The sequence below is a fragment of the Halomonas sp. NYA30 genome, from assembly GCF_976980765.1.
This window is the reverse complement of the sequence record NZ_OZ334477.1, coordinates 1,426,260-1,446,259: the sequence shown is the minus strand read 5'-3', so window position 1 is coordinate 1,446,259 and position 20,000 is coordinate 1,426,260. Positions and strand designations below refer to the sequence as shown.

Sequence of the window (20,000 nt, the reverse complement as noted above, 5' to 3'; positions counted from 1 at the left end):
CTAAGGGACCCCAATGCTCGAAGAAAAAACAACACTGCTACATACCCTAGTGCATTTGGGTTCAGGCCCATCTCCGGCACTGACAGCTTACACCCAAGCTGCCGAGCATATCTGGCTGGTAGATGCCTGCCCGGAAGCGCAGGCATCGCTTAATAGCCTAACTGCCTCCCAGCCTAACGTGCATGTTTCATCGGCGCTGGTGGATGTAGAAGAGAGAGCAGCCACCTTTTACCGCTATAGCCTACCCTGGGCATCCGGGCCGCACCCGCTAAGCGACGAGCTATTACAACGCTACCCAGGCATAAAGACCCTAAACACCCATGAACAAACCACCACCGCCATTCATCACCTAATGGCTGAAATGGCAGTGGCAAAGCAACAGCACAACGTGCTGATCATGGAACTTGGCGCGCAAAACGTGCCGTTAATGCACGCCCTAGAGCAGCAGGGCTGGTTAAGCGCTTTTACGTATGTAGTGGTGATACCTGCACCCCGAACGCCCTTACGGTTAGAAGAACTCCCCAGCGGGGTGCAGGCCGTAGCAATACCCCCTAGCAGTGTGGCCCACCTACTGCCCGAGCCAAGCGAAGCGACGGTTTTACAACGCCACCCGCTATTACTAGAAACCCAGCGGTTACAGGCGGCCTTAACCAACGCCGAACAACGCCAGCAGGAAACAACACAGCAGATAGAAGCGCTCACCAAAGCAAACAACGATGCTAACCAACAAGCCGAGCAGCACGCCCAAGCGCTAACAGCAGAACAAGAGAAAACCGCAAAGCTAACCCAAGAGCGCGACCAACTGGCCCAGCAGCGGGATGAAGCAAAACAAGCCGCTGCCCAACAAGCCGCTGCCCAACAAGCCGAGCAGCACGCCCAGGCGCTAAAAGCCGAGCAAGAGAAAACCGCAAAGCTTACCCAAGAGCGTGACCAACTGGCCCAGCAGCGGGATGCAGCCAAACAAGCCGCTGCCCAACAAGCCGAACAGCACGACCAGGCGCTAAAAGCCGAACAGGAGAAAACCGCGCAGCTAACCAAAGAGCGCGACCAGCTAGCCCAGCAGCGGGATGAAGCCAAACAAGCCGCTGCCCAACAAGCCGAACAGCACGACCAGGCGTTAAAAGCCGAACAAGAGAAAACTGCACAACTCGCCCAAGAGCGTGACCAATTAGCCCAGCAGCGGGATGAAGCCAAACAAGCTGCCAGCCAACAAGCCGAGCAGCACGCCCAAGCGCTAACAGCCGAACAAGAGAAAACTGCACAACTCGCCCAAGAGCGTGACCAATTAGCCCAGCAGCGGGATGAAGCCAAACAAGCTGCCAGCCAACAAGCCGAGCAGCACGCCCAAGCGCTAACAGCCGAACAAGAGAAAACTGCTCAGCTAACCAAAGAGCGTGACCAACTGGCCCAGCAGCGTGACGAAGCCAAGCAAGCCGCTGCCCAACAAGCCGAACAGCACGCCCAAGCGCTAAAAGCCGAGCAAGAGAAAACCGCACAGCTGATCGAAGAGCGTAACCAACTGACTCAGCAGCGCGATGAAGAGTGGCACAAAGGTGAGCGATTAACAAAAGAACGGGATGAATTAAAGCATCAGCTTGAAGAAGCACATAAGCAACGAGAAGAAGCCCTCCACCAAAATCATCAAAATTTTCAAGCCAAAAACACAGCAGAAACCCGAGTGGCACAGCTTGAAAAAGAACTTGAGGTAGCCGTACAACAAGCCCAACAAAGCCGCCAACAGTTATACCAAGAACAAGATCAACGCCAACAGTTAATAGAGCAAGAGATGCTCAAAGCAGAAGCACAACTTGACCTGATTAAAGACATTCTTATTCAGGGCAAGGAGTTCTAGCATGGGTAAAAAACGTAAACAGCGTAAGGCAATTAAGGTTTCTCTCAAGAAGCAGCGTACAAACGAAATAACAGTGAACTCCCCTCCAACATCAGCCAAGCTTACCCAGGTACGCACGTATTGGTTGTTTGGTGAATGGCAGAGAATGACCGCCATTAGCGAAGAATCACTGGCGAGTGATAATGACCGCGCCACTATTGCGCTGCTGGTATGCAGTGCTCACCAACAAATGAACGATCTTTCTGCCACGCGCCAGTGGGCACGTTTAGCCATACAGTGGGGAGTAACACCTAACCAAGTAGCACGCTTACTAGCGGCAGGCGTACATAACGCTTTTGGCCGCATTGCTATTTTGCGTGAAGACACCGCAGGTATTAGCAAGCACTTTACCACCAGCACGCAGCTTGCCCAGATGCAGGACACAGATACCGGCACCGTGGCCAGGGCAAAAGCTGCTCAAGAAGCAAAAGCACTCAATCTTGCACTACCAGCATCGCTCCTAAACGACACTGATTCGCGTAGTTCTCACCATGTGAATGATGGCTTCTATAGAGCGTTTGAAGATAAATTCCGAGGTTCACGTGAAGAGATCAAGCGTCGCGTAAGTATTTATCTCCCATTCGTGCGCCCAATTGCGGAACGCCACCATGGCGTACCAGCTCTTGATCTTGGCTGTGGGCGTGGCGAGTGGCTGGAAGTGCTAAAAGACGCCGGAATTGACAGCGACGGCGTTGACCAAGATATGGGCATGCTGGATGGCTGCCAAGCACTAGGCTTAACCGTAAAACACGGTGACGCACTTGAATATTTACGTGAACAGCCAAACGCCAGCCGCATTTGCGTTAGCCTGATGCATGTCGTGGAACATATACCCTTCGACATGTTACGCACCCTAGTAGCCGAAGCTAAGCGTGTGCTAGTACCCGATGGCATTTTGATTATGGAAACCCCCAACCCAGAAAACTACACGGTGGGGAGCTGCACATTTTATATGGACCCCACTCACCGTAACCCACTGCCGCCGCCACTATTAGCTTTTGTACCAGAATATTACGGCTTTGAGAGAGTCAAAGTTATTAGATTGCAAGAAGAAAGCTACATTCAGTCAAAAAAACACTTCAATGTGGAAGACTTTCTTACTGGCATCAGCCCAGACTACGCGGTAGTAGCACAAGCGACTTTAAATATTCAAGGAGGCTCTAGTAATGAGAAAGAGGCTTGGGAGCGAGATTATGGAATTTCTTTACCCACAATGGTTAAAACCAACTCAAAATCACAGAATGATAATATGTAGTCTATAAAACAAAGCCTCAGCATCAACTCAATAAACGGCTTCATCTAGAGTTACTACCAACTAATCATAGCGGTTACTTCTTGCGGACAATACCGATGCTTTTTATTACCAAAGTTTACTAAAACTTAGAGCAACAAGGAAATCTTTATGTTTGATAAAAATGCCTGCACCAACGCTCTATCTGCAGAAAAATTTTCTTCTATAGATACGCTCCGATTAGAAAACAAAAAAAACCTTATCCGGGCAGCTTATCGCACTTTACTTTTCCGCGAAGTGGATGAGCCTAGTCTAAATCATTTGACTAAAATTCTTCATAAAAAAATCAGCTTCTCTTCTCTTATTGATGAATTGAAAAATTCCGAGGAGTTTAAAGTTCGTCACTTAAATATTGGGACATCTCGACCCGCTACCCAAGGGAAAATCAACCCAATTAAGATGACTCTTAAAACAAAAAAATTAATTAAATCTTTGCACCAAGCATCACTCACTTAGAGAGAAGTTTAAATGCATATAGTTATCGACCTCGAGTGGATCCAGGGTAGTAATGAAGACCCTTCCACCGAGTTAGAGTTCATAAAGCAATTGTCTCATCTAGAATATGGGCAACAGCTGTTTGCCATCATCGCAGGAAATAAAGCCGCTCCCCTCAGATTAGAGCTGGAGCATTATTTACCACGCGAACGAATATTGTCATGGCCGACAATGGATCTCTCTCAAGGTTCTGATGCTTCAGATCTAAACCTAGCCTTAAAAGAGACATTGATTAGGTCACTGCGACCAGATGCTGTCGTTATTCCAGTACCCAAAAAACCACTTAGCCTAGCTCCCAAACCGTTAACTGAAGCATTTTTAAAGATGATCCCGACCTTTTTGGTTGGCGTCACGGGAGAAGAAAAGACATCAATCGCCTGTTATTCCATGAGCGAGTGGTTTCCTATTGAAAAGTGGCACTCCTTACTTGCAGATAATGCTGTAGCAAGCCATTCTCATACTAATACGGATGGCACTGGATTATTAGAAAATATCGCTCTAATGGTAGATGAATTTGTTGAAAATTCAGCTCTGGGTTACAGCCCTCATCACCGTTTAGCATACGTATCACCCTTACCTCCGTTGAAAAGTGGGATTGCAGATTATAGCGAGTCATTGATCCCACACCTGGCTCGTTATTACCAGATTGACGTATTTGTACCGCAAAACGACATAGCACCGGGCTGGGTGAAAAATAACTGCCAAGTTTTTCCGCTATCGGAGCTTTACCGTTGCGCTGCTGATTATGATAGAGTTTTATATCACTTCGGTAATAATCCGCAACATGCGGACATGTTTGAGCTTCTTGAAGCCGTGCCGGGGGTTGTGGTTTTGCACGACTTTTTCCTTAGTGGTATCAACTGGTATCGAGAAGCACATCAAATTTCTGAACACTCATTAAATCATGAGCTCTATTATGCCCATGGCTATCAAAGTGTTCAGGAACGCTTGTGTTGCGGTGATACGGAAACTGTCTTCAAATACCCTTGTAGCCGAAGTGTGGTAGATAACTCAGTTGGTACGATTGTTCATTCACAAAACTCCCTTCGTTTGGCTGAGAAGTGGTATCAAAGTAGCCGTGGGTTCAAAGTTATCCCATTGCTTCGCGATATTGCGCCAAGCAAAGAGCGAAAAGACCTAAGAACCAAATATGGATTAGGTAAAAAAGATGTAGTCGTTGCGAGCTTTGGTTTTCTCGGGCCAACTAAGCAGAATCATCGATTACTTGAAGCCTGGAAGATGGCTGGTCTCTCCCTCAACTCCCGATACAAACTTTTCTTTGTTGGTGATACTGAAGCCGACGATTACGGACAATCAATGCGGCGAAAAGTGGAGTCAGGCGAGTATGGCACTAACATCACGATCGTTGGTTGGACCGAAGCAGACGAATATCAAGAATATCTTCAACTTACGGATGTTGCCATTCAGTTACGTACCCTATCACGCGGCGAAACGTCGGCAGCGGTGCTGGACTGTATGAACAATGGCATCGCAACGATTGTTAATGCCAATGGCTCTATGGCAGATATTCCTGAGGACACGGTGTTCATGCTGCCTGATGAATTTGAAGATTGGCAGCTGGCAGAGGCGCTGGAGAAGCTTACGAACAATGAACATGTGAGAAAGCAGTTAGGTGAAGCGGCTGCAAAGCTTTTACATACTGAGCACGAACCATCTACCTGTGCTCTCCAATACTGGGAAGCGATTGAGGAAGCATACCGCTACAGTCCGCACATGGCACAGTCCGTGGTCAATGAACTGGCCCATCAATCACTCATCCCAGAAACCAACAGCGAACAAGTGAATCTAGCGGCGGCATTGTCACACATTGATCGCCTCGGGAAGCCAGTTAAAAATCTCTATGTTGATATTTCTGTTGTCGCTAGGGACGACTTTAAAACTGGTATCCAGCGGGTGGTAAGGGCCTTTTTAGCAGAAATGATCAAGTCACCACCAGTAGACTACCGTGTTGAACCGGTGTTTATGGAGATAATAGATGGGGAGTGGGGGTATTACCACGCCCGCGAATACACCTTCGACTTTTTGGGAGCACCTACTAGCTACATGCCTGATGAGCCGGTGGAGTTCTGTGCCGGTGATATCTTCCTGGGCCTCGACTTAGCTGGGGGCTACGTTGTTAATGCTGGGCGACAAGGGCTGTTTCAGCACATGATGGGAGCTGGTGTTTCGACCTATTTTGTAGTCTACGATCTAATACCCATTCAGTTTGAAAACTACTATCCTGCCGGTTTCAAGAAAGGGCACGAAGATTGGCTTAAAGTGGTTGCCAAGAGCCACGGGGCATTGTGCATAAGCCGTGCCGTGGCCAACGAGTTGCAAGCCTGGTGCGATACGCATCAGCTTGAAGTAGCCGACCATTTTCAGATTGATCATTTTCACCTAGGCGCAGATATTGGCAATAGCGCACCCTCTAAGGGTCTTCCTGAGAATGCAGATAGCACTCTCGAGCGCATTCGCGACTGCCCTTCATTCCTCATGGTGGGCACTATTGAGCCGCGCAAGGGTTATCGGCAGGTTCTGGAAGCATTTACTCGACTGTGGAATCAAGGTGCCGACATAAACTTAGTATTCGTAGGTAAAAAAGGTTGGCTGGTTGATGAACTGATCAACTTTATTGAAGCACACCCACAACTTAATAATCGTTTGCTGTGGTTGGAAAGTATAAGTGATGAATATCTAGAAAAAGTATACGCTGCTAGCAGCTGTCTGATTGCTGCCAGTGAAGGTGAAGGTTTTGGATTGCCGCTGATTGAAGCCGCTCAAAAAGGTTTGCCAATTATTGCCCGCGATATTCCGGTTTTCCGAGAGGTAGCGAGTGATCACGCCTACTATTTTGCTGACTCACTAACGGAAGAGCCTTTGGTAGAGGCCGTACGCCAGTGGTTGGAATTGTTCAAACAGAAAAAACACCCGCGCTCAGATTCTCTCCCGTGGTTAACTTGGCAGCAAAGCCATGATCAGATGTTGTTAGCACTGTTTCGCCAACATAAACTAATAATTAAAAATAGTTGCTTCGAAGATAAGTGAGTAATTGAATGAATAAAAAATTTAAAAGAGTCGTTCTTCATGTTGGCTGGGATAAGACCGGTTCGAGTACTATTCAATATTTCTTTGATACGCATCGAGCCTCCATCGCAAAGGATTTTCTAATTTCGTATCCATCAGGCAGGTGGCACGCTATTTTGGGGTCTGTGATGTCATCTAGGCCCGAAAAATACATTACAAATATTTATACTGGTCTTGATAATATTGAAGAAATAAAAAGACGTGATGCCCATTTCTTAAAGGAGTTTGAGTCTTCAATATGTGAGTCATATCCTAACAGTACTCTATGCGTTTCATATGAAGGGTTTGTAAGTCTTGACGAGCCTGCATTAATAAAACTTAGGTCATACTTTTTGCATTATTCCGATGTGGTTGATGTTATTGCTTATGTTCGTCCGATTTTTTCATACTCTAAAAGTGCTATGAGCCAACGAGCAAAGCAGGGGCAACCTGTTTTAATAAATGATTACCTCCCAAAAAACAACTATAAAACTATATTAGAAAAATTCTTTAAGATTTTTGGAAAAGAAAATGTTTATGTTAGGAGCTTCTCGCCAAAAGATTTAATTGGCGGGGATGTTTTGATTGATTTTATGAGCTTTTGCGGGGTTGAGCAGGCGGACTTTGAGGAAAAATATCAGGTGCCTCCTCGTGAAAATGAAAGTTTGCGATGGCCGGCAATAGTATTTTCCGATGCGCTTAGAAAGCAACTTGAAAAGCGAAAAATTAAATATGCGGTTTCCGATTATGGTCACCTTTTGGGCAGAAGACTGTCTTCCGTAGGTGGGCCTAAAATTGCTATTGAAGAAAAACTTCAAGCACAGCTCTTGTCGCAATCAAGTGAGGATGCTGAGTTTCTTGAAAAAGAATACGGTATCGATATTATTGATAAAAGTGATTTTAAAAATGATTATGAGGACTTTGGCTGGGAGCAAGTAGTGCCATCGCTGGCAGATGCAGTAACCTACTTATTTGAGACTGCATTGAAAAGTTATAAGGCTAGGCATAAAAAAATATTTGAGGGGTACGTCGCTGCTATGCCCCAAACAACTGCGCTTAGATGTGGTCAGCACTTCGAGTTAGAAGCTTTTGTGGCAAATACCTCTCTAATTGACTGGCCAATCAATGAAGCTGCCGGCCCTAAAATGAGCTATCACTGGAAGAAGAATGGTGAGCTTTATCTGTTCGATGGAGTAAGAACGCCAATCCCTAATTCAGTTATTTTTTCAGGAAAAGAAGAGAAAGTGATTATAAAAATATTGGCACCAAATGAACCTGGCGAATATACGCTGGTTGTTACTGCTGTTGAAGAGGGCAATTGTTGGCTTGAGAATGAGGGCTTAAATCCAGCTTATTTAAAATTTTTTGTATCATAATCCAGTGTTCCGCCTAGGTACTTCCACACAAAATCTAAGTTTTTTTAATTGACGAGACGAAGGTGACAAAGAGCTCTATTATGCAAAACCCTAAAAAACTGCCAAAACCAGCGGAGTCAGTGCATATAACACCTGAATTGATAGATAGCTTGAGAGATTATGCATTGGACGCTGAGAAATCTGGTGATATTTTAAAAGCTCAAACTTTGATGAGCTTGGCAAAGAGTTTTAGGCCCTGGGGCCCATTAATAATTAAAAAAGTTGATGAATATAAAAAAGCAGTGTCGGAGGGCTTTTTAATTCCGCAGTCCCATAATAGATTAAAATTATATTGCAATATCGAAAACAGAGCGGAAGAAAGTATTGTATTTTTTCATGACAATGATTTAACCAGCATCACTGTAGAGTTCTTACTGAACGGTAAATTCAATAAATGCAACATACTTCCTGACTCTTTTTTATTATATAGCCGCCTAACTGGTCATTTTAAAGACAGGTATTTGGGAGCAATAGACTATCTAAACTACTTGATCAATTCAAGAATAAATAACGATGACTTTTTTTGGTATTTTTTATCAATCTCAAATTTCTGTTTTGGGGACAAGATTAAAGTAGAACTTGCTTTTGGTGACGGTGTGCATAAAGATTCTCGAATATTGTGTTACGATTCGGATAAATATTTCTGTTCAACTTTTTTAATTCCAGACGATAAGTACTATCGTAATCGTGGCTTTGCCAATTTGCGGAGAAGGGTTGCGCAATTAGCTCTTGATGAATGGTCTAATAAAGAACCAAAGGCTTTTTGGCGTGGCAGTACATCAGGTGGCAGAATGCTCAACGTGGAAAATATAATTAAACTGCCTCGTTATTCGCTTTCACTACTATCTAAAAACAATTGCTCAATATTAGACGCGAAAATTACTAATGTGGCTCAAGCAACCGATGAGCAAGCAAAGGTGCAAATTGTAGAAAAGCTTATAGAAGAACGTCTTTTTGGTGATAACGTCAAATTCGATGAGTTTGCTAAATATAAATACCTTGTAGAAATTGATGGCAATGTTTCCCCATGGAGTTTCCTCGAAAAACTGATGATGGGTAGCTGCGTTCTTCGTGTGGACTCAGACAGAAAACAGTGGTACTACGACCAGCTTGAAAAATGGGTTCATTATGTGCCGGTTAAGCAAGATATGTCTGATCTCATTGAAAAGATCCAGTGGTGCAAGGATAACGATGATAAAGCAAGAGAGATCGCTGAAAATGGTCAACGCTTTGCCGATAGCCTTTCTTTCGATAGCCAGATGAATTTTGCAGCTGAACAGCTGCTTTCTGCTGCCAGGGTAGTAAATAAATAATGAAATCAATTTATGATTTAAAGCGTGTACTTGTGACCGGCGGTGCTGGTTTTCTTGGCTCTCACCTTTGCCGCAGGTTGTTGGCTGAAGGTCATGAGGTTTTATGCATTGATAACTTCTTTACGGGCCGCCGCTCCAATGTCGCCGATCTGCTAGATAACCCCCGCTTCGAGCTGATGCGCCACGATGTCACCTTTCCACTATATGTGGAAGTGGACGAGATCTATAATTTGGCTTGCCCCGCAAGCCCTGTGCACTATCAGCATGATCCGGTGCAGACGACAAAAACCAGTGTGCATGGCGCTATCAATATGCTGGGTTTGGCCAAACGGTGTGGTGCTAAAATTTTCCAGGCATCCACCTCTGAGGTGTACGGCGACCCTTTTGTGCATCCCCAGCCGGAGTCTTATTGGGGCCATGTGAACCCGATCGGTATTCGCTCCTGTTATGACGAGGGGAAGCGCTGTGCAGAAACGCTCTGCTTTGATTATTATCGTCAACATGGGCTTGATATAAAAGTGGCGCGTATATTCAACACCTATGGGCCTAATATGCACCCAAGTGATGGCCGTGTCGTCTCTAATTTTATCGTTCAGGCCTTGAGCGGGGAGGATATTACCATCTACGGCGATGGTTCTCAGACGCGCTCTTTTTGTTATGTCGATGATTTAATCGAGGGTTTTCTGCGTCTGATGGACACCGAAAAGGGATTTGCAGGCCCCATAAATTTAGGAAACCCTTGTGAGTTCACCATGCTGGAGTTGGCTAAGCAGGTGATCAACATCACGGGTAGTCAGTCAGAAATTGTATTTCATCCTCTGCCGGATGATGATCCGAAACAGAGGCAGCCGAATATTCAGATGGCAAAAGATAAACTGGGATGGGAGCCGAAGGTTCAATTGCGGGAAGGGCTAACTTCTACCATCAGTTATTTTTCAGATATCGTGAATAAGTAGGGTGAGTTATGAAGTTAGCTATCGCAGGAACAGGGTATGTTGGTATCTCTAATGCCGTGCTTCTTGCACAAAACAATGAGGTCACTGCCATTGATTTACTCAAAGACAAGGTTGATTTAATCAATAACCGACAATCCCCCATCGAAGATGCAGAGGTTAGCGATTATCTTGTAAACAAGCAGCTCAATTTAACAGCAACTCTTGACCCGCAGTTAGCCTATGAGAAGGCTGACTTTGTGATTATTGCCACCCCGACAGACTATGACCCTGAAACCAATACTTTTGATACGCGCAGTGTAGAAGCCGTGATCCAGTCAGTGATGTCAATCAACCCAGATGCAGTCATGGTGATCAAATCGACAGTGCCTGTGGGTTATACTGCAGAGGCTTCGCGGCGGTTTAATACCCAGAACCTACTTTTCTCGCCTGAGTTTCTTCGTGAAGGGCAGGCGCTTAAAGATAATCTTTACCCTACCCGTATCGTTGTGGGCGAGCGTTCTGACCGTGCTGCAAAATTTGCTCGCTTACTGCAAGAAGGCGCAATCAAAGATGATATTGCGACGTTGTTTACAGATAGCACCGAGGCCGAAGCCATCAAGTTATTTGCCAATACCTATCTGGCTATGCGGGTCGCCTTTTTTAACGAACTGGATACCTACGCCGAAATTCATGGCTTGGATACCCGGCAGATTATTGAAGGCGTGGGGTTAGACCCGCGTATTGGCAAATACTATAATAACCCAAGTTTTGGTTACGGTGGCTATTGTTTGCCCAAAGATACCAAGCAGCTATTAGCTAACTACCAGGATGTGCCCAGCAATATGATCCAGGCCATTGTGGATGCTAACCGGACCCGCAAGGATTTCATCGCAGAATCCATTCTCAAGCATAAACCCCAAGTGGTTGGTGTTTATCGGCTGGTTATGAAATCAGGCTCTGATAATTTTCGTGCCAGTGCCATGCAAGGCATTATGAAGCGAATCAAAGCCAAGGGCATCAAGCTGGTGGTTTATGAGCCAGTTCTTGATGAGTCAGAGTTTTTTGGTTCTGAAGTCATTAAAGACCTGGAGTCTTTCAAAAGCCTGAGTGATGTTGTTATTGCAAACCGCATGATGCCTGAGATTCAGGATATTGCTCAGAAAGTCTATACACGGGATATTTTTAGAAGTGACTCCTGACTTATAAGTGCTTAGGCAGATTTTTTCTGCACGAATTCTGTCAAGATATTACATCAGATTAAGAGCATGGCAAGGCATTTTGTATCGACCCACACAGAACAGGCTTTGACAGACGCAACCCCTTCGCAGGCGTGCCCACTGACCGCCTACGAGAGTTTTACCAAGCTATGTAGCGAAGTGAATCGGATATTTGGTGGTTATGGCAGCGAACACACAATTACTTATACATAGTCACTTATGTTCTGAGTAATTAATTATCAATAAGGAGTATAATTTATGCAAAAGGCTATTGTTACTGGTATCACGGGCCAAGATGGCGCTTATTTGACGGAGCTACTACTAGAAAAAGGCTATACTGTATACGGTGCTTTTAGACGCACCAGTTCGGTTAATTTCTGGCGAATTGAAGAGTTAGGCATTCAAGACCACCCTAGTTTTCATTTAATTGAACATGATTTAACCGACCTTTCCTCAAGCATCCGGTTAATGCAAACGGCTCAGCCGGATGAAGTGTATAACTTGGCTGCCCAGAGCTTTGTGGGGGTGTCTTTCGATCAACCTATCACAACCGGTGAAATTACCGGGCTAGGCGCTGTCAATTTGTTGGAAGCGATTCGTATCGTAAATCCGAAGATTCGCTACTACCAAGCTTCGACCTCTGAAATGTTTGGTGAAGTGCAGCAAATTCCGCAAACCGAAGCCACCCCCTTCTACCCACGTAGCCCCTATGGTGTCGCCAAGCTCTATGCCCACTGGATGACCATTAATTACCGCGAGTCCTACGGCATTTTTGCTACCAGCGGCATTCTGTTTAACCATGAATCGCCATTGCGTGGTCGTGAGTTTGTCACGCGCAAAATCACCGATGCCGTGGCCAAAATTAAGCTGGGTAAATTGGATACGTTGGAACTTGGCAATATGGATGCCAAGCGTGACTGGGGCTTTGCCAAAGAGTACGTGGAAGGTATGTGGCGCATGCTGCAGGTAGATAAGCCTGATACCTATGTGCTGGCCACCAACCGTACAGAAACAGTACGCGACTTTGTTACCCTGGCATTCAAAGCAGTGGATATGAACATTCGCTGGGAAGGCGTAGCAGAAGATGAGGTGGGTATTGATAGCGCAACGGGTAACGTTGTTGTACGGGTTAACCCCAAATTCTACCGCCCAGCGGAAGTAGATTTACTAATTGGTAACCCACAAAAAGCCAAGGACGACTTGGGCTGGGAGCCTACCACCAGCTTAGAAGCCTTATGTAAGATGATGGTGGAAGCCGACCTTCGCCGTAACCAGCAAGGTTTTTCTTTTTAAGCAACCCTGTACAAAGGAGCCAAACCAATGCCCATCGCATTAGTGACAGGCGCGTCCGGTTTTACCGGCCGCTATATGGTTGAGGCACTTACCAACAAAGGGTTGCAAGTGGTAGGGCTGGGCAGCCAGCCTACCACTGCTTACCATACCCTGCCCTGCGATTTAACGGATGCGTCAGCCGTTAAAAAATGTATTGAATACGTCAAACCAGATTGGGTGATTCACCTAGCGGCGCTTTCATTCGTAGGCCATGAAGACCAGCGGGCATTCTACGACGTAAATGTGTTTGGTACGCTCAATCTTCTGCAAGCATTGGCAGAACTAGAAACGCCTCCAAAACGTATTCTGGTAGCCAGTAGTGCCAATATTTACGGTACTCCAGATATCGGCATCATCGATGAAAACGTATGCCCAGCGCCAGTCAACCATTACGCCTGCAGCAAGCTGGCGATGGAACACATGGTAGCCAACTGGTTTGAACGTTTACCGATTGTGATTACTCGCCCCTTTAATTATACCGGCCCCTATCAACACAACCGTTTTCTGGTTCCCAAAATTGTCGAGCATTTTGCCCACCGCTCTCCCACTATTGAGCTAGGCAATATCGATGTCAGCCGTGATTTTTCTGACGTCAGAGATGTAGTAAATGCTTATATGTCGCTGCTAAATAGCGATGTGACGGGCACCGCCGTCAATATCAGCTCGGGAACTGATACTGCGCTACGCACCATTATTGAAAAAATCAGTGTGCTAGCAGGATATGACATTGAAATCACAGTCAATCCTGCTTTTGTAAGAAACAATGAAATTCCTCGTTTATGCGGCTCCAATGCGCGTTTAAAAGAGCTAACAGGTTGGCAAGCAGAATACTCGCTTGATCAAACGTTAAGCGACATGTTGGTTGCAGCAAGCAAACCTTCGTGATCATGAAAATCGTCTTGCTCATAATCGTCAATCTTAATAGCTAGAACCTTTACAACCGCTGTAAAAGCTTCTCTTACTATCTTTTCATGGGTTCTATATGACTTCTCCTGCACTCACCCACCTTCAACGCCTGGAAGCCGAGAGCATCCGCATTATGCGCGAGGTCGCAGCACAGTTCCGCAACCCCGTAATGCTCTACTCTATCGGTAAAGACAGCAGCGTGATGCTGCATTTGGCCATGAAGGCGTTTGCCCCCTCGCTGCCGCCGTTCCCTCTGCTGCATGTGGATACCACCTGGAAGTTCCGCGAAATGATCGAGTTTCGCGACCAGCGCACCCAAGCGTTGGGGTTGGATTTAAAGGTGCATATTAACCCCGAGGGGGTGGAACAGGGCATCGGCCCGTTTACGCATGGCTCGGCGGTGCATACCGATGTGATGAAAACCCAATCGCTCAAGCAGGCCTTGAACGAGTATGGCTTTGATGCGGCGTTCGGCGGTGCCCGGCGCGATGAGGAAAAAAGCCGCGCGAAGGAACGCATCTTCTCGTTCCGTACCCCTACCCACCGCTGGGACCCTAAAAACCAGCGCCCAGAATTGTGGGAACACTACAACGGGCGGATTCATAAAGGCGAAAGCATTCGTGTGTTTCCGCTCTCTAACTGGACCGAATTGGATATCTGGCAATACATCTACCAGGAGAACATCCCGGTGGTGCCGCTCTACTTCGCTAAGCCCCGCCCGGTGGTGCAGCGTGATGGCGCGTGGATCATGGTCGATGATGAACGCATGCCGCTAGAACCGGGTGAAACCCCAGAAATGAAGTGGGTTCGCTTTCGTACCCTGGGCTGCTACCCGCTCACCGGCGCGGTGGAAAGCCAGGCGGAAACCCTGCCTGAAATCATCCATGAAATGCTGTTGGCGAAAACCAGCGAGCGCCAGGGCCGGGTAATCGATCAGGACGCCGGGGCCAGCATGGAAGCCAAAAAACAGGAAGGGTATTTCTAACCCCACTGCCCATTTCATAAAGGGAAACGCACCGTGTCATCGAATTTAGAAGCCATTACCCAAAGCGTAGACGACTACCTGCAAGCCCAGGAACGTAAGGGGCTGTTGCGCTTTATTACCTGCGGCAGTGTGGATGATGGTAAATCCACCCTAATTGGGCGCCTGCTCTTTGATAGCAAGCTGTTATTTGAAGACCAACTGGCTAGCTTAACCAGTGATTCCGGGCGATTTGGCACCACCGGTGAAGGCGAGCTGGATATGGCGCTGCTGGTGGATGGCCTGGCGGCAGAGCGCGAACAGGGCATTACCATTGACGTGGCGTACCGCTTTTTTGCCACTGACCGCCGTAAGTTTATCGTGGCCGATACGCCAGGGCATGAGCAGTACACTCGCAATATGGCGACAGGTGCCTCATCAGCGGAACTGGCCGTGTTGTTAGTAGATGCCCGCAAAGGCGTACAAACCCAAACCCGACGCCATAGTTTTATTGCGTCGCTGTTAGGTATTCGCCATGTGGTGCTGGCAGTGAACAAGATGGATTTGGTGGAGTGGCGGGAGGAAGACTTCGCGGCCATTCGTAAGGAGTATTTGGCCTGCGCCGAGCACCTGGGCATCGAAGAGGTGACCTGCATTCCCGTGAGTGCGCTCACCGGTGAAAACGTAACTCACCCGACCCAGGCGATGCCGTGGTACCAGGGCCCTACCCTGCTGGCCCACTTGGAAACGGTGGATGTCAGCCGTGATGAGTCTGCCCGCCCGTTTCGTATGCCGGTGCAATGGGTTAACCGGCCCCATCTCAACTTTCGAGGGTTTTCCGGCCAAGTGGTAGGTGGCACGGTTCGCCCAGGTGATGAGGTAGTGATCCTGCCTTCAGCCAAGCGCTCCAAAGTGGCGCGCATCGTTACTTATGAAACCGGGCCGGAAGGCACGCTGCAACAGGCGATTGCCGGGCAAGCGGTCACGTTGGTGTTGGAAGATGAGGTAGATGTTTCTCGGGGTGATGTGATTGTTGCGCCCGAAGCGAGGCCAGAAGTAACCGATCAGTTTGCGGCCCACATGGTGTGGATGAGTGAGGAGCGTTTGTACCCCGGCCGCTCTTATTTGATTGAGATTGGCACCATGCGATGCGGTGCCCAGGTGACTGAGTTAAAGCATGTGGTCAACGTGAATACGCTTGAGCACATGGCAGCCAAGCATCTTGATTTGAATGATGTGGCGTTCTGCAATTTCTCGCTTGACCGTTCGGTGCCATTCGACCCCTACGTTGAAAACCCTGAAATGGGCAGTTTTATTCTCATCGATAGGATGACCAATGCCACGGTGGCCTGCGGCATGGTGACATTTGGTTTACGCCGTGCGTCAAATATTCATCGCCAAGCCATGAAGGTTGATAAAGCGCTGCGCGCTTCTGCTGGGGCACAAAAACCTTGCGTGTTGTGGTTTACGGGGCTTTCTGGGGCAGGTAAATCCACCATTGCAGATACGGTAGAACAGCGTTTGCAGGCGCTGGGTAAGCGCACCATGTCGTTGGATGGCGATAATGTGCGCCATGGCCTTAACCGTGACCTGGGCTTTACGGCGGAAGACCGCGTTGAAAATATCCGCCGTGTGGGGGAAGTCAGCAAGCTGATGGTGGAAGCCGGTTTGATTACGCTGGTCAGTTTTATTTCGCCGTTCCGTAGCGAGCGCCAGATGGCCCGTGAGCTACTTGAAGACGACGAGTTTATCGAGATATTCGTTGATGCCTCACTAGAGGTTTGCGAAGCCCGCGACCCGAAAGGCCTTTATAAGAAGGCACGCGCCGGTAACCTACCTAACTTCACTGGTATTAGCAGCCCTTATGAACCGCCCTTAACCCCAGAGTTACGCTTACCCGCCGGTGACGCCAACGTCGAACAGTTGGCTACGCAGGTCATCGAACTGCTGCAAGCACGCGGGGTGATTTGATCACCCTCTTCTGTTATGGCACAACAAGGTAACCGCTGTGTTGCTTTTTCACCCAATCTTATTATTTCTCACGCTTTCCTGTTGACTTATTGATGGACCTCCTTGACTGTTGTCCCGCGTCCCAGGACACGGGACACGGAGGGGTGAGGTGCTATGAAAAGTCAAGATATCGTTTTATTGCTCAAGCTAATCAGCCTAGCTCAGTTAGAAAAAGGGCTAGCTGCGGGTGAGCTTCCAACCCGCGCCAGCAAGGCGCTGCCGGATTGGCAAGACTGGGAGGTAGAAAACGAGCAAAACTCGCTCGATCTGGAACCGCACTGGTCGAGGCATGAATTGCATGAGCGATTTGTAGCCGAGCAATACGGTGTCCGTGCTTTAGAAAAATCAACGGGCATTAGCCGTACTCAAATCAGCCTGTCACTCAAGCGCTGCTACTCAGTGGGGCTCGCTAAGCCCGAGCACTCAACGGGCACACCGCGTGTCAACAGAAAGGCGTTATTTGAGTTTATTGTGTATGGGCTTCGTTACGTATTCCCGGCAACGGCCGGTGCCGTGACACGCGGCATTTCAACGAGCTTGGGTGCTCCCGTTCTTGAAGGGAAGCTAATGACCGCCGGTGAGTTTTTACCAGTGTGGCCTGATGCACGCGGCAATACCAAAGGGATGAGCGTTGAGCCTCTATACAAAAGTGTGCCTTACGCGGTTAGGCAAGATCAGCAACTATATGCCCTACTGGCGTTAACCGACGCCATCCGCTTGGGCCAACCACGGGAACGAAAGCTGGCAGAAAGTCAGCTGTATGTACTTATACGGGAAAGGGTATCTGCATGGCACAAATCTCCGTACATGAGGCGATGATTGCCAAAGTGGCTGAGGCCTTAGGCGAAGACCTATTGCCGCAAGTGGCTTTTGTTGGTGGCTGCACAACAGGGTTATTGCTTTCTGATGATTTTTCTCGAGAGCAAGTGCGTCATACCGATGATGTCGACCTTATCGTTCATGTCGTGGGTTATATGGGCATGCATGAATTGGAGCAGACACTCCGTAAGCGGGGCTTTAGCCATTCTTTGGATGAAGATGACCCTATCTGTGCCATGAAGCTGGATGAACTTCGGGTGGATTTCATGCCAGATGCAGAGAACGCCTATGGTTTTACGAACCGTTGGTATGCAGACGCATTGAGTACCGCTCAGCCCTTTCAACTGACAGAAACAGTGACGATACGTTTGGTGCAGCCTATTTATTTCTTGGCTACCAAACTTGAAGCCTATAAAGGACGCGGCAAGAGCGATCCTTTGGAGAGCCGCGATATTGAAGACTTGCTGGCACTCATTGATGGCCGCGAGGAATTAATGGAAGAGGTAAAAAGCGCTTCGTTCGCGCTGCGTACTTATCTTGCTGACGAGTTTTCGGACTTACTTCGCCATCCTGACTTCGAATATGCTGTGCAGGGTACGGCGCTCAATGATCCTGCACGTGAAGCACTGATATTCGAAAGATTGGGGAAGCTGGTAGAGCTCGCTCGATGATAAATGCCAGCTGGGCAAGCCAGCGGGGGCGAGAATGCCCTAATAACCGTGATATAGGAGGCTACTACGTAGGTGCTAATTTCGTATTCGCATTGATTGTGGATATTTCTCAGCGCGGCCCTAGAGGCGTTGATTTCGCCTACGATTGGACAAGTCATGTTCTTGAAGGTGTAAGCCGTCATGACACGCTTTCTCCACAAGAAGTCATCGCTACCATGAAGCAGGCCTGCCGAGCATTACGGCACTGTTATCCAGCAGAGTCAGGAAGCTACGCGGCGGTTATCATCGATTTACAGCGGCATACTGCATTTGGCGTTAGCTGTGGCGACTGTCGTTTGGGTGTTCTTCGTGGCGAACACATCGAATGGCTTTCACCGGTGCATACGCTGGCCGCTTCTCTAGCAAATGCAGAAGAGACCGTTCCAGAGCTTTCTCCCTCTCGCCATATACTCACTCGCAGTTTAAAGGCAAGACGCTTCACACAACCCGAAGTGGTGCAATTTGAGGCAGGGCTTCACTCGATCCTCTTGGCAACAGATGGGTACTGGGTAGAACACCTCATAGAGCAAGTGCCCTTTCATCAATTAGCTGATGATGCCAGTTGCCTGATGCTTTCCGCTGATTCTTCTACGGTTAGCTCTGATTGCAATAACTGGCTTGCTCTTTCATAGCCGCAACTCAAACCGGGTATCAGTTTTTAAATGACATATTTTGATGTATTTAACGGGGATGCTGATGGTATCTGTGCCTTAACTCAGTGGCGTTTGGCCAACCCTGTTGAGCAGGCGATTCGTATTACCGGTGTTAAGCGGGATATTGCGCTGCTTTCCCGTGTTGAAGCCGAGTCTGGTGATGATGTCACCGTGCTGGATATCTCGCTTGACCGTAACCGCGAAGATTTAGAGAAGGTGCTAGCAGCGGGAGGGCGCGTGATGTACGCCGACCACCATTATCCTGGGGAGATCCCGATCCATTCGGCGCTGCACACTCATATCGATACCGACCCCAACACGTGCACTAGCCTCATTATTAATCAGTTATTGGCAGATCGATTTGCTGCCTGGGCGATTACTGGTGCGTTTGGCGACAATATGCTGACCCGTGCTAACGCCTTGGCACAAAAAATAGGGTTGTCCGAAAAGGCTGTGAATCAATTGCAGGCATTGGGTATTTACCTGAATTACAACGGCTATGGCGAAACGCTGGATGACCTGCATATAACACCGGATACGCTTTTTCAGCAGACGCTGCGTTATGCGAATCCACTCCATTTTATCGAAGAAGACAGCACCACGTTTGCCACCCTGGAGGCAGGCTACCGTGATGATATGCAGGCGGCGGAGCATACACCGTTTGAAAGTGTCAGCGCCTCTGCGGCGGTGGCGATTCTACCGGCCGCAGCTTGGGCAAGGCGGGTTAGCGGTGTGTATGCCAATGAATTGGCCAACCTGGCACCAGAGCGCGCTCACGCACTGCTAACGTGCAAACCTGAGGGAGGTTACCTGGTTAGCATTCGTGCGCCGCTTATGCGTAAAACTGGCGCGGATACCTTCTGCAGGCGCTACCCAGGTGGGGGCGGCCGATCAGCGGCGGGCGGTATTAACCATCTCTCCGAAGCGCAGCTTGCGCCTTTTGTCGATGATTTTCAGGCGTTCTTTTATCATTAGCCATGGACCTA

At 48.0% G+C, this 20,000-nt stretch carries 16 protein-coding genes; all 16 read left to right on the top strand.

Annotated elements, in window-relative coordinates; translation table 11 throughout:
* Positions 1-13: 13 nt before the first annotated feature.
* The 16 genes from ACWI0H_RS06620 (at position 14) to ACWI0H_RS06545 (ending at position 19,989) form a co-directional block, all read left to right on the top strand.
* Complete coding sequence (locus ACWI0H_RS06620; RefSeq protein WP_485875620.1) at positions 14-1,852, top strand: hypothetical protein; 1,839 nt, start codon at positions 14-16, stop codon at positions 1,850-1,852.
* Between the two features lies 1 nt (position 1,853).
* Positions 1,854-3,146, top strand: coding sequence for a class I SAM-dependent methyltransferase (locus ACWI0H_RS06615; RefSeq protein WP_485875619.1), 1,293 nt, complete (start codon positions 1,854-1,856; stop codon positions 3,144-3,146).
* A gap of 147 nt (positions 3,147-3,293) precedes the next feature.
* Positions 3,294-3,638: a hypothetical protein gene (locus tag ACWI0H_RS06610; RefSeq protein WP_485875617.1), complete on the top strand. Its 345-nt coding sequence runs from the start codon at positions 3,294-3,296 to the stop codon at positions 3,636-3,638.
* A 12-nt stretch (positions 3,639-3,650) separates the two neighbouring features.
* The gene (locus ACWI0H_RS06605) at positions 3,651-6,725 is read left to right on the top strand and encodes a glycosyltransferase (RefSeq protein ID WP_485875615.1); all 3,075 of its coding nucleotides are present in this window, start codon (positions 3,651-3,653) and stop codon (positions 6,723-6,725) included.
* 8 nt (positions 6,726-6,733) lie between these two features.
* Positions 6,734-8,119 carry a hypothetical protein gene (locus ACWI0H_RS06600; protein WP_485875613.1) on the top strand — a complete coding sequence of 462 codons (1,386 nt, stop codon included), beginning with the start codon at positions 6,734-6,736 and terminating at the stop codon, positions 8,117-8,119.
* Between the two features lie 80 nt (positions 8,120-8,199).
* Positions 8,200-9,471 carry a glycosyl transferase family 90 gene (locus ACWI0H_RS06595; RefSeq protein WP_485875611.1) on the top strand — a complete coding sequence of 424 codons (1,272 nt, stop codon included), beginning with the start codon at positions 8,200-8,202 and terminating at the stop codon, positions 9,469-9,471.
* Entirely contained in the window at positions 9,471-10,427 is a 957-nt protein-coding gene (locus ACWI0H_RS06590; RefSeq protein WP_485875609.1) for a UDP-glucuronic acid decarboxylase family protein, read from the top strand. Before ACWI0H_RS06595 ends, ACWI0H_RS06590 begins: the two co-directional genes overlap by 1 nt.
* Positions 10,428-10,435: 8 nt before the next feature.
* Positions 10,436-11,605, top strand: coding sequence for a nucleotide sugar dehydrogenase (locus ACWI0H_RS06585; protein WP_485875607.1), 1,170 nt, complete (start codon positions 10,436-10,438; stop codon positions 11,603-11,605).
* Between the two features lie 276 nt (positions 11,606-11,881).
* Positions 11,882-12,916, top strand: coding sequence for a GDP-mannose 4,6-dehydratase (gene gmd / locus ACWI0H_RS06580; RefSeq protein WP_485875605.1), 1,035 nt, complete (start codon positions 11,882-11,884; stop codon positions 12,914-12,916).
* Positions 12,917-12,943: 27 nt separating this feature from the next.
* Positions 12,944-13,840 (top strand): GDP-mannose 4,6-dehydratase, encoded by an 897-nt coding sequence (locus ACWI0H_RS06575; RefSeq protein ID WP_485875603.1) that lies wholly within the window; start codon positions 12,944-12,946, stop codon positions 13,838-13,840.
* Positions 13,841-13,937: 97 nt separating this feature from the next.
* On the top strand, positions 13,938-14,846 hold the full coding sequence (gene cysD, locus ACWI0H_RS06570; protein WP_485875601.1) for a sulfate adenylyltransferase subunit CysD: 909 nt from the start codon (positions 13,938-13,940) through the stop codon (positions 14,844-14,846).
* 33 nt (positions 14,847-14,879) lie between these two features.
* Complete coding sequence (cysN, locus tag ACWI0H_RS06565; RefSeq protein WP_485875599.1) at positions 14,880-16,793, top strand: sulfate adenylyltransferase subunit CysN; 1,914 nt, start codon at positions 14,880-14,882, stop codon at positions 16,791-16,793.
* 153 nt (positions 16,794-16,946) lie between these two features.
* A complete protein-coding gene (locus tag ACWI0H_RS06560; protein WP_485875597.1) occupies positions 16,947-17,651 on the top strand; it encodes a hypothetical protein in 705 nt (234 codons plus the stop codon).
* On the top strand, positions 17,621-18,322 hold the full coding sequence (locus ACWI0H_RS06555) for a hypothetical protein (RefSeq protein ID WP_485875596.1): 702 nt from the start codon (positions 17,621-17,623) through the stop codon (positions 18,320-18,322). Before ACWI0H_RS06560 ends, ACWI0H_RS06555 begins: the two co-directional genes overlap by 31 nt.
* Positions 18,319-18,993: a hypothetical protein gene (locus tag ACWI0H_RS06550; protein ID WP_485875594.1), complete on the top strand. Its 675-nt coding sequence runs from the start codon at positions 18,319-18,321 to the stop codon at positions 18,991-18,993. Before ACWI0H_RS06555 ends, ACWI0H_RS06550 begins: the two co-directional genes overlap by 4 nt.
* A 30-nt stretch (positions 18,994-19,023) precedes the next feature.
* Positions 19,024-19,989 carry a DHH family phosphoesterase gene (locus ACWI0H_RS06545; protein ID WP_485875592.1) on the top strand — a complete coding sequence of 322 codons (966 nt, stop codon included), beginning with the start codon at positions 19,024-19,026 and terminating at the stop codon, positions 19,987-19,989.
* The last annotated feature ends 11 nt before the right edge of the window (positions 19,990-20,000 follow it).

What these genes read in the sequence shown, in the direction of transcription:
- ACWI0H_RS06620 (WP_485875620.1), top strand. Translation starts at nt 14, where the DNA reads ATGCTCGAAGAAAAAACAACACTGCTACATACCCTAGTGCATTTGGGT.
- ACWI0H_RS06615 (WP_485875619.1), top strand. Translation starts at nt 1,854, where the DNA reads ATGGGTAAAAAACGTAAACAGCGTAAGGCAATTAAGGTTTCTCTCAAG.
- ACWI0H_RS06610 (WP_485875617.1), top strand. Translation starts at nt 3,294, where the DNA reads ATGTTTGATAAAAATGCCTGCACCAACGCTCTATCTGCAGAAAAATTT.
- ACWI0H_RS06605 (WP_485875615.1), top strand. Translation starts at nt 3,651, where the DNA reads ATGCATATAGTTATCGACCTCGAGTGGATCCAGGGTAGTAATGAAGAC.
- ACWI0H_RS06600 (WP_485875613.1), top strand. Translation starts at nt 6,734, where the DNA reads ATGAATAAAAAATTTAAAAGAGTCGTTCTTCATGTTGGCTGGGATAAG.
- ACWI0H_RS06595 (WP_485875611.1), top strand. Translation starts at nt 8,200, where the DNA reads ATGCAAAACCCTAAAAAACTGCCAAAACCAGCGGAGTCAGTGCATATA.
- ACWI0H_RS06590 (WP_485875609.1), top strand. Translation starts at nt 9,471, where the DNA reads ATGAAATCAATTTATGATTTAAAGCGTGTACTTGTGACCGGCGGTGCT.
- ACWI0H_RS06585 (WP_485875607.1), top strand. Translation starts at nt 10,436, where the DNA reads ATGAAGTTAGCTATCGCAGGAACAGGGTATGTTGGTATCTCTAATGCC.
- gmd (WP_485875605.1), top strand. Translation starts at nt 11,882, where the DNA reads ATGCAAAAGGCTATTGTTACTGGTATCACGGGCCAAGATGGCGCTTAT.
- ACWI0H_RS06575 (WP_485875603.1), top strand. Translation starts at nt 12,944, where the DNA reads ATGCCCATCGCATTAGTGACAGGCGCGTCCGGTTTTACCGGCCGCTAT.
- cysD (WP_485875601.1), top strand. Translation starts at nt 13,938, where the DNA reads ATGACTTCTCCTGCACTCACCCACCTTCAACGCCTGGAAGCCGAGAGC.
- ACWI0H_RS06560 (WP_485875597.1), top strand. Translation starts at nt 16,947, where the DNA reads ATGAAAAGTCAAGATATCGTTTTATTGCTCAAGCTAATCAGCCTAGCT.
- ACWI0H_RS06555 (WP_485875596.1), top strand. Translation starts at nt 17,621, where the DNA reads ATGGCACAAATCTCCGTACATGAGGCGATGATTGCCAAAGTGGCTGAG.
- ACWI0H_RS06550 (WP_485875594.1), top strand. Translation starts at nt 18,319, where the DNA reads ATGATAAATGCCAGCTGGGCAAGCCAGCGGGGGCGAGAATGCCCTAAT.
- ACWI0H_RS06545 (WP_485875592.1), top strand. Translation starts at nt 19,024, where the DNA reads ATGACATATTTTGATGTATTTAACGGGGATGCTGATGGTATCTGTGCC.